Genomic DNA, 14,207 nt, shown 5'->3' on the forward strand with positions numbered 1-14,207 from the left:
GTCTCCCTGGGTCCCGTGGTGGACACCACCCACGGCAAGCTGGTCATCGACGGCCCCATCTGCTACTACGGCTGCCCCACCATCCCCGTGGAGCTGAAGATCGAGGGCGGACGGATTGTAGAGGTTCTGGGCGGCGACGCCAAGATCTGCAAGGAGATCCGCCGGCAGATCGCCGAGGTCAAGGATTCGGACAACATCGCCGAGATCGGCATCGGCCTGAACCCCGCCTGCATGTTCAACGGCGACTTTGAGGAGGAGAAGAAGGCCCGGGGCACCTGCCACATCGCCATGGGCAACGGCTTCTACTATGGCCAGCCTGCCCGCTCCACCGTCCACATCGACATGGTGCAGTACAATCCCACTGTCATCTTCGACGAGGGCACCGCGGAAGAGGTCGTCATTGTCAAGGACGGCAAGATGGTCTGCCTGGGCGACGCATAAGCGCTCGGTCTGAATCGGGTATTTCGCGCCGGAGCCGGCGCGTGCTATACCACCGGATATGGAAGATAGGATGAACAGAATATTTAAGGAGGAAACGCTATGAAGAAAAGGAATCGGCTTTTGGCTCTGGCTCTTGCCTGCGTCATGTCCCTCGGCCTGCTGGCCGGCTGCGGCCCCAAGGAGCCCGCTAACAGCAACACGTCTCAGCCCGGCACCTCTGGGAGCCAGCCTGGCACCACTACTCCGCCCGCAACTCCCCCGGCCGGCCCTCAGGACCTGGTAATGGGCACCGGCTCCAGCGGCGGCACCTACTACGCCCTGGGCGCGGCCATGGCCAACGCCATGAACAACAGGCTGGCTGACGCGCAGATTAACATCAGCGCCCAGGTCAGCGGCGCCTCTGTGGAGAACATCAACCTGATTAACATCGGCGAGATGGACCTGGGCATCGCCATGAACAACGTGGCCGCCGACGCCCACGCCGGCACCGGCGCCTTCACCGCCCCGGTCACCAACGTCAAGGCCATCGGTGTGGTGTACAACGAGGTCTATCAGATCGTTGCCAACGCCAAGACGGGCGCCAAGAACGTGGAGGACCTGAAGGGTCTGAAAATCGCCATCGGCCCCGCCGGCTCCGGCACCCTGGGCCTGAGCCAGAAGATCTTTGCCGCCGCCGGCATCGACCCCGACAAGGACATCCAGCCCCAGAGCGACGGCTTCGGCGACGCCGCTGCCAAGATGCAGGACGGCCACATCGATGCGGCCTGCAACGTGCTGGCTGTTCCCGCCTCCTCCATCCAGGAGATGACCACCTCCATGGATCTGGCCTATATCAACATCAGCGACGACATCCTGGCCACCATCCAGGCTGACGCCCCTTACTTTACCCGCAAGGTGATTCCCGCCGGCACCTATAACGGCCAGGCCGAGGACTGCAACACCATCACCTGCAAGGCCGTCCTGTACTGCTCCGCCGCTCTGGACGACGAGACCGTCTATCAGATCACCAAGGCCTTCTATGAGACGGGCGACGAGGTCGCGGCTGCTCACGCCACCGGCAAGGAGATCCAGCTGGAGGGCTGCCTGGACGGCGTTACCACTCCCATCCACCCAGGCGCTGCCAAGTATTTCACTGAGCAGGGCATCACCGTTCCCGACAACGGCTGAGCCGCCTGAAAGCATCAGCGTGGGAATCCCCACGTTCCGCCCAGCTGGCTGGAGCGAAACCGGGAATCCATTGTGAAAAGACTGACATTCACCTGACTGAGGGGGCCTTCCTGATAAACGGCGGGCCCCCTCTGTATAATCAAACCGTTGTTTGACTCAAATTCTGTTCCGGGAGGTATCTAAATATATGAGCGAGCAAAAAAATCTCCCCCACATTGAATCTGCGCAAATCAATACCGACGACTTAATGGCCAAATATGACAAGGAGTCCGCCTTCCGCCGTCTGGAGGGCTTCCACGGCAAACTGGTGGTTGTCCTGTGCATTGTTTGGTCCTGCTTCCAGCTGTATACCGGCATCTTTGGAGCTTTCCCATCCACCCTGCAGCGCGCTCCTCACCTGGCCGCCGGCATGACGCTGGTCTATCTGCTCTATCCGGCCTTTGGCAAGGCGGGAAAGACCATCCCCTGGTATGACTACCTGCTGGCGCTGGCCTGCGTAGGCTGCGGCGCCTATCATGTTATTTTTTACAAGGAGCTGTTGCTTCGCGCCGGGGCCTTTACCCAGACGGACGTGGTTGTCAGCTGCATCGCCATTGTTCTGCTGCTGGAGGCGGCCCGCCGGGTAGTGGGTCCCATTGTGGCCGGCCTGAGCACCATCTTCCTGCTTTACGCCATCTTTGGACACTACATCCCCCGCGCCGTCTTCCTGTTCCACGCTAAATTTACCTTTAAGCGGGTGGTATGCACCGAGTGGCTGGGGACCGAGGGCATCCTGGGCTCCCCCATCTATGTATCCTCCACCTTTATTTTCCTGTTCCTGGTGTTTGCCACCTTCCTGAAGGCCAGCGGCGTGGGCGACTGGATGACCGGGCTTGCCCTGGGCGCCTGCGGCGGCTCAGTGGGCGGCCCCGCCAAGGCCGCTGTGGTGGCCAGCGCCCTCCAGGGCACGGTGAGCGGCAGCTCGGTGGCTAACACGGTCTCTACCGGCTCCATCACCATTCCGCTGATGAAAAAGACAGGCTACCGGCCCGAGTTTGCCGGGGCGGTAGAGGCGGCAGCCTCCACCGGCGGGCAGATCATGCCCCCCATCATGGGCGCCGCGGCCTTTATTATGACCGAGTTCATCGGCTGCTCCTACGGCACCATCGCCCTGGCGGCCTGTGTCCCGGCGCTGCTGTACTTCACGGGTATCTTTACCAACGTCCACTTCGAGGCGTTGAAGCACGGCCTGACCGGCATTCCCAAGGACCAGCGACCTGTGGTGAAGGAGCTGCTGAAACGGGGCTGGTACATGGTGCTGCCCATCGTGGTCATCATCGCCCTGCTGGTACAGGGCCGCTCCCCCACGCTGGCCGCCACTTGGGGCATCGGCGCCTGCATCATCGTCTGGATCGTTGAGATCATTCGGGAAGAGCGCAAGTTCGACGCGGTGCGCTTTTTGAAGATGTTCCTGAAGTGTCTGGAGGACAGCGCCCGCAGTGCCATCTCCGTGGCCGTTGCCTGCGGCTGCGCCGGCATCATCGTGGGCGTGGTCACCATGACCAGTCTGGGCCTGAAGATGGCCGGCGGCATCGTAGCCCTGGCCGGCGGCAGCCTGCTGCTCACAATGGTCTTCACCATGCTGTGCTCCATCGTTCTGGGCATGGGCGTGCCCACCACCGCCAACTATATCATTCAGGCCACCATTTCCGCCCCCGCGCTGATCGCCCTGAATGTGCCCGCGCTGGCGGCTCACCTGTTCGTGTTCTACTTCGGCATCGTGGCTGACATCACGCCTCCTGTGGCCCTGGCAGCCTTCGCCGGCTCCGGCATCGCCGGCGCCAACCCCATGAAGACCGGCTTCAACGCCACGCGTCTGGGCATCGCGGCCTATCTGGTGCCCTATATGCTTGTGTTCAACCCGGTCCTGGTGCTGGTAAATGTCAACAACGACCCTACCTGGCTGTTTGTTCTGCTGGTGTTGAAGGCGATTGTCACCGCCATTATCGGCATGATGGGTATCGCCACCGGCTTTACCGGCTATTTCCGCACCAACTGCACCTGGCCGGAGCGAATTGTACTCATGATCAGCGGCCTGCTGCTGGTGGATGCCGGCGGAGTAACCGATATCTTGGGAATCGGATTGTTCCTGGGCGTCTACCTGATTCAGCGGTTCCGCAGCACCAAGGCTAAGGCAGCCTGATAATCGGAACAGAACCAATACAAACAGCGCCGTCTTGTTTTCCAAGACGGCGCTGTTTCTTCATGTGGGGCAGTCAGAAGGTAATACGCCCTTGTGACAGCGCTGCGGGAGGGAGAGGGCAAGGGCGGATTATGACCTGAAAATGAGGAGAAAAAAGCTCTTGAAATATGGAAAAAAGGGATTATACTAGCCCTGGAGAGAGGGACCGGATCTGCCGCGCGGATTTGGCCCAAAGCATGGCAGCTGAGGCGGAGCTGCCTGTAAATCTTTTCCTGTGGAGGAGAGTTTTTATGGGATTTATGCAGAACAAAAAACTTGCCGCACGAATTGGAATACTTACAACCGTTATCACCCTGATAGGGATGTTGCTGCTCTGGCTGGTCGTATCCACCAACGCAGCCTCTGTAGTAAAAAACGACATTACGAATCAGATGACCGACGCCGTGGAGTCCAGGGCCGCTATTATCAATGAGTATGTTCTCTCCGCAGAGGAATACATGACTGCCTTTGCCCTGGGCAGTGAGGTCCGCGATCTGCTTCTGGACCCGGACGATCCGGTGCTGGTGGCCCAGGCGCAGAAATATACCGAAGATTTCGCCGCAGTGAAGGGCGTGTTTGAGGGGCTGTACATCGCCACTCCCAACACCCATGTACTGACCCACACCTCTCAGGGCGCCATCGGCATAACCACCCGGTCGGGAGACTCCCTGAAAACCTTCCAGGACACGATTTTGGCCCAGCGGCAGCTGACCAATCTGGGCATCATGAAGTCCCCCGGCACGGGCGGCATGATTCTGTCCATGTACTACCCTATCTTCGAGGGGCAGCGGTGTATCGGCTATGTGGGAGCAGGGGTCTACGCCAGCCGCCTGATGGACTCGCTGCTGGATCTGGACATGAAGGGCCTGCCCAACAGCGAGTATGTGTTTTTGAATGTGGATACGGGAGTCTACCTCTACCATGAGGACGACGCGCTTCTGAATACCGAGACCACGGATATCGGATACCAGGAGATTATCCGGCGCATTCGGGAGGACGGCAGTACACAGGCCAATACATATTCCTACCGGAACGAGGACGGGAGCAGGCAGCTGGTGGTGTACAAGTACCTGAAGGACCGGGGCTGGGTCTTTATGGTCCGGGACAGCGCCACCGAGGTCTACGGCACGGTGACCAATGTGCGTATTCTGGTAGGTGTGCTGTGCGCTATCACGGCTGCCGCTGTGATCCTGCTCACCCTGATGCTTCTGCGGCGGGAGGGCCGGGAGCTTATGGTGGTGGAGCGGTCCATCAGCCGTCTGGGGGACCTGAACCTCTCCGCGGATCAAGAGCTGGAGCCGTTCTATGGCCGGTCAGATGAGATTGGGATGATTGCCCAGACCACCCACCGGGTCTGCGGCTGTCTGCGAAAGACCATCGACGACGTGGGCCGCATTCTGGGAGAGATTGCCGGCGGCAACCTGGCCGTGGACGTCACCCGGAACGAGTCCTATTACATCGGAGACTTCAGGGTCCTGTCTGACAGCCTGCGGTCCATCCATGCCAACCTGGTGAGCGTGATCCGGGATATCTCTCAGGTGGCCGGCGAGGTGGGCGCCAGCGCGGTCCAGGTGTCTGCCGACGCTCAGGCGCTGGCCCAGGGCACAGCGGAGCAGGCCGCCTCGGTGGATGGACTGGTGACCAACGTGACATCGATTACCACTCAAATTCAGACCAGCACCGTGCGCTGCGGCAGCGCCAGCGAGCTGGTGGGTCAGGCCACCGGCTACGCAGCCAAGGCCGACACAAAAATGGAGCAGCTGACTGCCGCCACCCGGAACATCGACCAGTCCTCCGCCCAAATCGGCACGATTATCAAGACCATCGAGGATATCGCCTTCCAGACCAACATTCTGGCCCTGAACGCCGCCGTGGAGGCCGCCCGGGCCGGGAATGCCGGAAAGGGATTCTCCGTGGTGGCGGACGAGGTCCGCAATCTGGCGGCCAAATCCGCCGAGGCCGCCCAGAATACCAACGACCTGATCAGCCGCTCCATCCAGAGCGCCAAGTCCGGGACGGAGTCTACCGACATGGCCGTCTCCGCCATGCAGGACATCAACAGCTGTATCCAGTCCATCAAAACGCTGATGGACGAGATTGCCGCCGCCAGCGTCCAGCAGTCGGAGATGATCGCTCTGGTGGAGGCGGGAATCAAGGAAATCTCGGCGGTGGTCCAGGACAATTCCACTGCCGCTGAAAAGAGCGCGGCGGTCTCCAAGGAGCTGTCCCAGCAGGCCCAGACCCTGAACGGACTGATCAGCCGCTTCCGCATTTCTTGAGCCGGGCGGAGCCCATTGCACTGACAGCGGACTGGGAGCCAGCTTCCGGACGGAGCGGCCGGCCGAATTTTAAAATTTCTGAAAAGTTTAGAATCCGACGCTGATTTCTTTACAATTATATACTACAATAGAGGTGCATTTTGAATCGTCAGGGGGGAACCTTATGAGGATCAGACGGCACCTCTTTTTTTACAACACCATATCGGTGCTGGTGGCCCTGGTGGTGATGCTGGCGGTGAACAGCGCCGCAACCCACGCCATCGGTCGTCACTACCAGCGGCAGGCGGAGGAGATGCTTCGGGCCCTGCCCCCCGACCGCCGGCCCGAGGAGGGCACCATCAGAATTCAGCTGGACGAGGACATGATTGAACTGGTGGCCGTCACCGTTCTGGCACGACCCGCCGGCCCGGGCCAACCCCGGCCCTGGATGGAGACTATGACCCTCTCGCTGTTTCTCAGCGGCGGGGCTGCAATCGTGGTGATCCTCCTGACGAACACGCTGTTCACCCGGTATCAGCTGAAAAAGCTGCTCCAGCCGGTGGATGCCCTGACCCGAGCCGCAGGACGCATTGAGACCGGCGACTTTACCCAGGCCATCGACTACCGGGGCCGGGACGAGTTTTCCCCGGTATGCGCAGCCTTCAACCGGATGCAGGAGCACCTGCTGGCCGAGCAGGAGAAAAACGCCGCCTATGAGCGGGCCCGCACCGACCTGGTGGCGGGTATCTCCCACGACCTGCGCACCCCCCTCACCAGCGTGAAGGGGTACATCAAGGGCCTGCGGGACGGGGTGGCCCAGACCCCGGAGCGGCAGCGGCAGTATCTGGAGGTGGCCTACCGCAAGGCCTGCGACATGGACGTCCTGCTCCAGCGGCTGTTCTACTTCTCCCGGCTGGAGACAGGAAACCTCCCCCTGTTCCGGGAGGAGGCTGATTTGGGGGAGTTTGTCAGCCGGTTCGCTGCGGAGGCGGGGCCGGAGCTGGAGCAGGCGGGGGGAACCGTCAAGCTGTCCGTCTCCCCCGGCTCCCACCCCGTGTCCATCGACCCGGAGCAGCTCTACCGGGTGCTGAGCAACCTGAAGGACAACGCCCTGCGCTACGCCGGGGCGGACAGGCCGGCTATCTCCCTGACGGTGGAGCGGCGGGGGGAGTGGGAGCGGCTCCGCTTTGCCGACAACGGCCAGGGGGCGGCCGAGGAGGCCCTGCCCCATCTCTTTGAGCAGTTCTGGCGGGCCGACCAGGCCCGGAGCGCCAAGAACGGCGAGGGTGCCGGGCTGGGACTCTACATCGCCAAATACATCGTGGAGGCCCACGGCGGGACCATCACGGCCAGAAACGAGAACGGGCTTGTCTTTGAGATATCCCTGCCTTCTAGAGGACGGCAGGGCGTGACGGCTCGGCACGCCGTCTCTAAGGCTGCTGAGTCGTCGGCCCCTGCATGACTGCAGACTCCAATTTTTCCAGGGAGGTACAGATATGACCAAAATCCTGATCGCGGAGGACGACCCGGAGATTGCCATGCTGGAGCGGGACTATCTGGAGATGGAGGGCTTTCAGGTCTCTATTGTGGACAACGGCCAGCAGGCGGTGACCCAGGCGCTGAACGGGAATTTCGGCCTGATTTTGCTGGACCTGATGCTCCCGGGGTGCAATGGCTACGACGTATGCCGCCTGATTCGGGACCGGATCGACGTGCCCATCCTCATGGTCACCGCCCGCACCGAGTCGGTGGACAAGATTCGGGGGCTGGGCCTGGGCGCGGACGACTACATCCCCAAGCCCTTCGACCCGGCGGAGCTGGTGGCCCGGGTGAAGGCCCACCTCAGCCGATACGCCCGCCTCACCGGGGGCGGACAGGGGGAGCCGGAGGTCATCAGCCTGGGCAACGTGCAGATTCTGCCCCAGAGCTGGAAGGTGGTGAAGGACGGCCGGGAGATTAAAATGCCTAACCGGGAATTTGCCCTGCTGAAATACCTGGCGGAGCACCCCAACACCGTATTCTCCAAGGAGAAGCTGTTCGAGACCATCTGGGGCTGCGAGTACATGGGGGACAGCGCTACCGTCACCGTCCATATCGGCCGTATCCGGGACAAGGTGGAGGACGACCCCGCCCGCCCCAGGCTGATCGAGACCGTCTGGGGGGCCGGTTACCGGCTGAACAGAATTTGAATTGTGTAGGGGGCGGCCTCCGCGCCGCCCCGTCCCCTTAAAATGTCCGGCAAAACGGCGGGGCGGGACAGAGCCCGCCCCCTACATTCCTTCCCCTGGGGCGTGTGCAGGGCCGCCGACCCGGCGGCCCGCCTGGCCGGCGATGCAAACCGCTCCGGCGTCGCGCCGAGTCGTCGCGCCCTACACCCTCAATAACATCCGCCGCTCCGCCCATTGGGGGCGGGGCGGCGTTTCTTTTTGTTTGCAGGTTGTTTAGCTTTTGTTTCGATTTCCTCCTCCGGCTGTTCAAATTTTCCTGTTAGGATGGGGCCAGCCTAAAACAGAAAGGACGATTTCGGATATGAAACTTCCTGTATTAAAACGTGACGCCCCAGAGAGGGAGAAGCCCGGCCGGCAGCTGGGGACTCTGGCCAGGAAGCTGCTGCGCAAACGGGTCGTTATCCCGGTGGCGGCCTGTGCGCTGGCGGGGGCCTTCGCCCTGCGGCTGGCCGGGGGCGGTCAGCCCGTCTCCGCCGCCGGTCTGACCTACACCACCGCCCCCGTGGAGCGGCGGGACATCACCGCCCAGATCACCGGCAGCGGCGCTCTGGAGGCGGCCAACTCCTACTCGGTCACCTCCCTGGCGGAGGGGAACATCCTCACCGCCGATTTTGAGGAGGGGGACCAGGTGGAGGAGGGGACGGTGCTGTATACCATCGACGCCTCTGACCTGTCAAGCTCTCTGGAGCAGGCCCAGCTCTCCCTGGATCAGGCCCAGCGCAGCTATGACAGCCGGGCCAAGGACCTGGAGAAGCTGTCGGTCACCGCCCCCAAGGCGGGGCGGGTCCTCTCCCTGGAGGTGGAGGCGGGGGACGACGTGTCCGCCGGACAGACCGTGGCAACCCTGCGCAACTCCGACGTGATGACGCTGAAGGTCCCCTTCCTCTCCGACGAGGCGGCAGGCTTCCGGGTGGGCCAGAGCGCCTCGGTCACCCTGGAGAGCACCTTTGAGACCCTGGAGGGGACCGTCTCCAAAGTCGACCGGATGGATACCGTGCTGGAGGGCGGCATGATGGTCCGCTATGTGACGGTGGAGGTCTCCAACCCCGGGGCCCTCACCCCCGGCCAGACCGGCTCCGTCACAGTTGACGGCTGTGCCAGCGCCGGGAGCGCCCCCTTTGAATACGCGGCGGAGGAGAATATCACGGCGGAGGTCTCCGGCCAAGTGGCCTCCATTCAGGCCCAGGAGGGGAGCTGGGTCAATCAGGGGGGCGTCATCCTCACCCTGACCAGCGACAGTGTGGAGGACAGCCTCCAGAGCGCCGCCGACTCCCTGCGCAACGCCCAGCTGTCTCTGGAGAGCCGGCAGGACCAGCTGGACAACTACACCATCACCTCTCCCATCCGGGGGACGGTCATCGACAAGAACTACAAGGCCGGGGAGACCAGCGAGGCGGGGAAGGTGCTGTGCTCCATCTATGACCTGAGCTACCTGACCATGACCCTCAGTGTGGACGAACTGGATATCTCTGACATTGAGGTGGGTCAGAAGGTGAGCATCACCGCCGACGCGGTGGAGGGGAAGACCTACACCGGCGTGGTCACCAAGGTGAGCGTGGCCGGGACCTCCTCCGGGGGGACCACCACCTACCCGGTCACCGTGCGCATCGACGAGACGGAGGGCCTGCTCCCCGGTATGAACGTGGACGCCGCCATCACCCTGGAGAGCGCCAGCGATGTGCTGGCCATCCCCGCCGGGGCGCTGAACCGGGGGAACACCGTGCTGGTTACCGCCGATTCCCCCAGCGCCGCCAACGGTACCGCCATGGAGGGCGGGGAGTACTATTCCGTCCCCGTGGAGATCGGGGCCAGCGACAGCAGCTACATTGAGATCGTCTCCGGCCTCCAGGAGGGGGACACGGTGGCCTACATCCCCACCACCGGCTCGGGCAGATTTGAGATGATGATCCCCGGCGGCATGGGCGTGGCGACCTTCAGTGATGGGGCTATGCCCGGCGGCGGGACGCCAAACATCACAGTGTCCGCCGGCGGAGGCCCCGGCGGCGGACGGGGAGGCTTCTGATATGGCGGCGCTGATTACCTTTCAGGAGGTGTGCAAGTACTACCACATGGGGGACAGTACCGTCACCGCCGCAGACCACATCTCCTTCGAGATCGGGGCCGGGGAGTTCACCGCCATTGTGGGCTCCTCCGGGTCGGGGAAGTCCACCTGCATGAACATCATCGGCTGCCTGGACGTGCCCTCGGAGGGAACCTACCTCCTGGACGGCCAGGATGTGGGGCGGATGAACAAAAACCGGCTGGCCGAGATCCGCAACGAGCTGCTGGGCTTCATCTTTCAGCAATACAACCTGCTGCCCAAGCTGAATCTATTGGAAAATGTGGAGGTCCCGCTGATGTACGCCGGCGTGTCCCGGGGGGAGCGGCGGGACCGGGCCCGGGCCGCCCTGGAGCAGGTGGGCCTGGGGGACAAGTGGCGGCACCGGCCTATGGAGCTGTCTGGGGGCCAGCAGCAGCGAGTGTCCATCGCCCGGGCCCTGGTGGGACGGCCCTCGGTGATTCTGGCCGACGAGCCCACCGGCGCCCTGGACTCCCGCACCGGCCGGGAGGTGCTCTCCATGCTCCAGGACCTCCACGGCCAGGGGCATACCGTGGTCCTCATCACCCACGACAACTCCATCGCCGTCCAGGCCCAGCGGATTATCCGCCTGGAGGACGGCCGGGTGGTGTATGACGGCCCCGCCAGCGCTCCGGAGGCGGTGGTCACCCCCAGAGCCGCCGGCATGAGAGGGGGTGCGGGGGCATGAGAATTAGCGAATCCTTCTCCCTGGCCCTGAAAAACATCGCCTCCAGCAAGGTCCGCACCCTGCTCACCATGCTGGGTATTATCATCGGCGTGGCGGCGGTTATTGTGATTGTGGGTCTGGGCAGCGGTCTGGAGCACTACATCGCCGACAGCTTCTCCAGCATGGGGACCAACACCCTCACCGTCACCGTCCAGGCCCGGGGGGCCACTCGGACCATGGAGGTGGAGGATATGTATGAGATCGTGGCCGATCACCCCAGCCAGCTGGAGCTGTGCTCCCCCACCGTGTCCATGATGGGCGGGGTGAAGATCGGCAGCGAGACCACCTCCATCTCGGTCTCCGGGGTGAGCGAGGACTACAACAGCATCTATGGCTACACCATTTCTCAGGGCCGGGGGCTGCAATACAGCGACATCGCCACCCGGGCCAGGGTGTGTGTGGTGGGGGCCTATGTGAATCAGGCCCGGTTCGGCGGAAACGCCCTGGGCCAGACCCTCCGGGTGGGAGGCCAGGCCCTGACCGTCGTGGGGGTGCTGGACCAGCGGGAGGACTCCATGAGCGAGGGGGGCGGCGACGACTGCCTCTACCTGCCCTACTCCACCGCCGCCCGGCTGGGGGGCAGCCGGGTGTCCAGCTATGTGGTCACCATGGCGGACGAGGACCGCATGGATGAGAGCAAGGCCGCCCTGGAGGGGGCCCTCACCGATTTCTTTGGCAGCGACGACTATTTCTCCATTATCACCATGTCCGAGCTGGTGGACACCATGACCGGGATGATTAACATTCTGGTGGGCGTGCTGGCGGGGATCGCCGCCATCTCCCTGGTGGTGGGGGGTATCGGGATTATGAACATCATGCTGGTGTCCGTCACCGAGCGCACCCGGGAGATCGGCGTGCGCAAGTCGTTGGGGGCCAAGGAGCGGACCATTATGGAGCAGTTCGTCATCGAGGCGGCGGTCACCAGCGCCCTGGGCGGGCTCATCGGCATCGGACTGGGTTACCTCCTGTCCGCCGCCGCCACCGTAGTGGTGGCACGGCTGATGGAGGAGGCCCTCACCGTGGCCCCTACCCCCTTCGCCGTCCTCATGGCCTTCGGTATCTCCGCGGGGATCGGCGTGCTCTTCGGTTACCTCCCCGCCAAAAAAGCGGCACGGCTTAACCCTATCGACGCGCTGCACTATGATTGATCTGTGGATGTCGGCCCGTTTGGGACCTCCATGACGGCGCGCCGGGTCGTCGCGCCCTACATACCATCACGCCAAAAAGGAGTATCATTATGAAAACAAAACGCATTACCTCCGCCGCCCTTGCCCTCTGCCTCGCCCTCTCCCTGTGCGTCGGGGCACAGGCCGCCGGCTCCAGGCAGGAGGCCCTTCAGGCCCTGGGTATCCTCTCCGGGGACGACAGCCTCAGCAGTACGGTCACCCGGGCCCAGTTTGCCCAGATGCTTACCGCCGCCTCCCCCTATAAGGACGCGGCGGAGGGCTACGGCGTCTCTCTGTTCAAGGACCTGAAGGGGGACCACTGGGCCAGCGGCAGCGTCCGCGTCGCCATTGAGCAGGGCTGGATGACCGGCTATGTGGACGGCACCTTCCGCCCCGACCAGGCTATCACCCTGGAGGAGGGCTGCGCCGCCCTGCTGAAGGCGCTGGGCTACGACCCCAGCGACCTGAAGGGGGCCTACCCCGCCGCCCAGCTGTCCAAGGCCAGCTCCGTCGGCCTGTTGGACGGCGTATCCGCAGAGCAGGGGGCAAAGCTGACCCGGCAGGACTGCGTGAACCTGTTTTACAACCTGCTCACCGCCAAAACCAGTGCCGGGACGGTGTACGGGACCGCCCTGGGCTGCACCGTCACCAACGGCCAGGTGGACTACTCCGCCCTGGTGTCTGCCGGGACCAAGGGGCCCTATGTGGCGGACAGCGCCGCCCTGTCACTGCCCCTCACCCCTACCGCGGTGTACTGCAACGGGGCGCTCTCCTCCCTGGCGTCGGTGCAGCAGTATGACGTGTACTACTACAGCGCCAATATGGGCACAGTCTGGGTCTATCGTAGCCGGGTGACGGGCACCCTGACCGGCCTGTCCCCCAGCGCCGCCGCCCCCACCGCCGTCACTGTGGCCGGGGTGAGCTATCAGCTTGGGACCTCTGAGGCCGCCTACCAGCTCTCCAGCCAGGGCAGCTTCCGGGAGGGGGACCTGGTCACCCTCCTGCTTGGGATGAACGGCGAGGTGGTCCGGGTCATCGACGCACTGGAGAACGAGGCCGTCTACTACGGCACGGTGGTGTCCAGCGCCAAGGGGGCCTCCACCTCCTCCACCACCAGCTCGTCCACAGCCTCCGCCCAGGTGACCACCCAGGTGGCCTGCACCGACGGGGTGGTGCATACCTTCTACCACAGCGGCAGCGCCCTGTCCGCCGGAAAGCTGGTCACTGTCTCCGCCACCCAGTCGGGGACTACAGTAAGGAGCCTGTCCGCCAAAAAGCTGGAGGGAGCGGTGAGCAAGGACGGAACGGGCCTGGGAAATTACAGATTTGCTGACGGGGTTCAGATTTTGGACACCGACGAAAACGGCGGCTATGTCCGCATTTACCCCTCCCGCCTGGCGGGGGTCAGGCTGTCCGGCGAGGACGTGCGCTGCTACACCCTGAACGCCGACGGGGAGATTGACCGCATGCTGCTCCGGAATGTCACCGGCGATATCCAGAGCTATGTCTACATCAGCAGGGTGGAGGACAACTCCATGGAGATGAATGTTTCTGTCGACTACACCTACATCCTGGACGGCCAGGCCCAGAGCCTGCACAGCAGCGCAAAGTATCCGGTCAGCACCGGCGGGGCCGCGCTGGTGTATGAGAAGGGAAGCCTGAAGAGCATCCGGCAGCTGACCTCGGTGAGTCTGGACAGCCTGTCCTCCCTCAGCGCCATGGGAGGCGGCAGGGAGTATAAGCTGGCCGAGGATATTCAGGTCCTGCTCCGGGACAGCACCGGCGGCCAGGGCTATTACCTGACCGAGCTGTCCCAGGTGAACGGCGAGGACTTTAAGCTTACCGGCTGGTATGACAGCCTGGGCTTTTCCGCCGGCGGCCGCGTCCGCATCATCGTGGCGTCGCCCAAATAAGCCGCA

Annotated in this window: 9 protein-coding genes and 1 pseudogene; all 10 read left to right on the top strand. The window is 63.2% G+C overall.

The genetic code is table 11. The features are described 5' to 3' along the window. Positions 1–441 (top strand): annotated as a pseudogene (locus D1641_RS09955) (aminopeptidase); the annotation flags it as partial. 99 nt (positions 442–540) lie between these two features. Next, positions 541–1,608, top strand: a complete 1,068-nt coding sequence (locus D1641_RS09960; protein WP_160665228.1) for a TAXI family TRAP transporter solute-binding subunit — start codon at positions 541–543, stop codon at positions 1,606–1,608. A gap of 187 nt (positions 1,609–1,795) precedes the next feature. Next, the gene (locus D1641_RS09965; protein WP_160665230.1) at positions 1,796–3,790 is read left to right on the top strand and encodes a TRAP transporter permease; all 1,995 of its coding nucleotides are present in this window, start codon (positions 1,796–1,798) and stop codon (positions 3,788–3,790) included. Positions 3,791–4,080: 290 nt separating this feature from the next. Then, the gene (locus D1641_RS09970) at positions 4,081–6,108 is read left to right on the top strand and encodes a methyl-accepting chemotaxis protein (RefSeq protein ID WP_160665232.1); all 2,028 of its coding nucleotides are present in this window, start codon (positions 4,081–4,083) and stop codon (positions 6,106–6,108) included. A 163-nt stretch (positions 6,109–6,271) separates the two neighbouring features. Continuing rightward, positions 6,272–7,549, top strand: coding sequence for a HAMP domain-containing sensor histidine kinase (locus D1641_RS09975; protein ID WP_160665234.1), 1,278 nt, complete (start codon positions 6,272–6,274; stop codon positions 7,547–7,549). 34 nt (positions 7,550–7,583) lie between these two features. Continuing rightward, positions 7,584–8,276: a response regulator transcription factor gene (locus D1641_RS09980; protein WP_160665236.1), complete on the top strand. Its 693-nt coding sequence runs from the start codon at positions 7,584–7,586 to the stop codon at positions 8,274–8,276. A 340-nt stretch (positions 8,277–8,616) separates the two neighbouring features. After that, a complete protein-coding gene (locus tag D1641_RS09985; RefSeq protein WP_160665238.1) occupies positions 8,617–10,338 on the top strand; it encodes an HlyD family efflux transporter periplasmic adaptor subunit in 1,722 nt (573 codons plus the stop codon). Between the two features lies 1 nt (position 10,339). Beyond that, positions 10,340–11,083, top strand: coding sequence for an ABC transporter ATP-binding protein (locus D1641_RS09990; protein WP_160665240.1), 744 nt, complete (start codon positions 10,340–10,342; stop codon positions 11,081–11,083). Continuing rightward, entirely contained in the window at positions 11,080–12,270 is a 1,191-nt protein-coding gene (locus tag D1641_RS09995; protein WP_160665242.1) for an ABC transporter permease, read from the top strand. The genes D1641_RS09990 and D1641_RS09995 overlap by 4 nt, the downstream gene beginning before the upstream one ends. Before the next feature lie 89 nt (positions 12,271–12,359). Further along, positions 12,360–14,201 (top strand): S-layer homology domain-containing protein, encoded by a 1,842-nt coding sequence (locus D1641_RS19690; RefSeq protein WP_160665244.1) that lies wholly within the window; start codon positions 12,360–12,362, stop codon positions 14,199–14,201. Positions 14,202–14,207: the final 6 nt, after the last annotated feature.

This window comes from Colidextribacter sp. OB.20 (assembly GCF_009911595.1).
Taxonomy (GTDB): domain Bacteria; phylum Bacillota; class Clostridia; order Oscillospirales; family Oscillospiraceae; genus Lawsonibacter.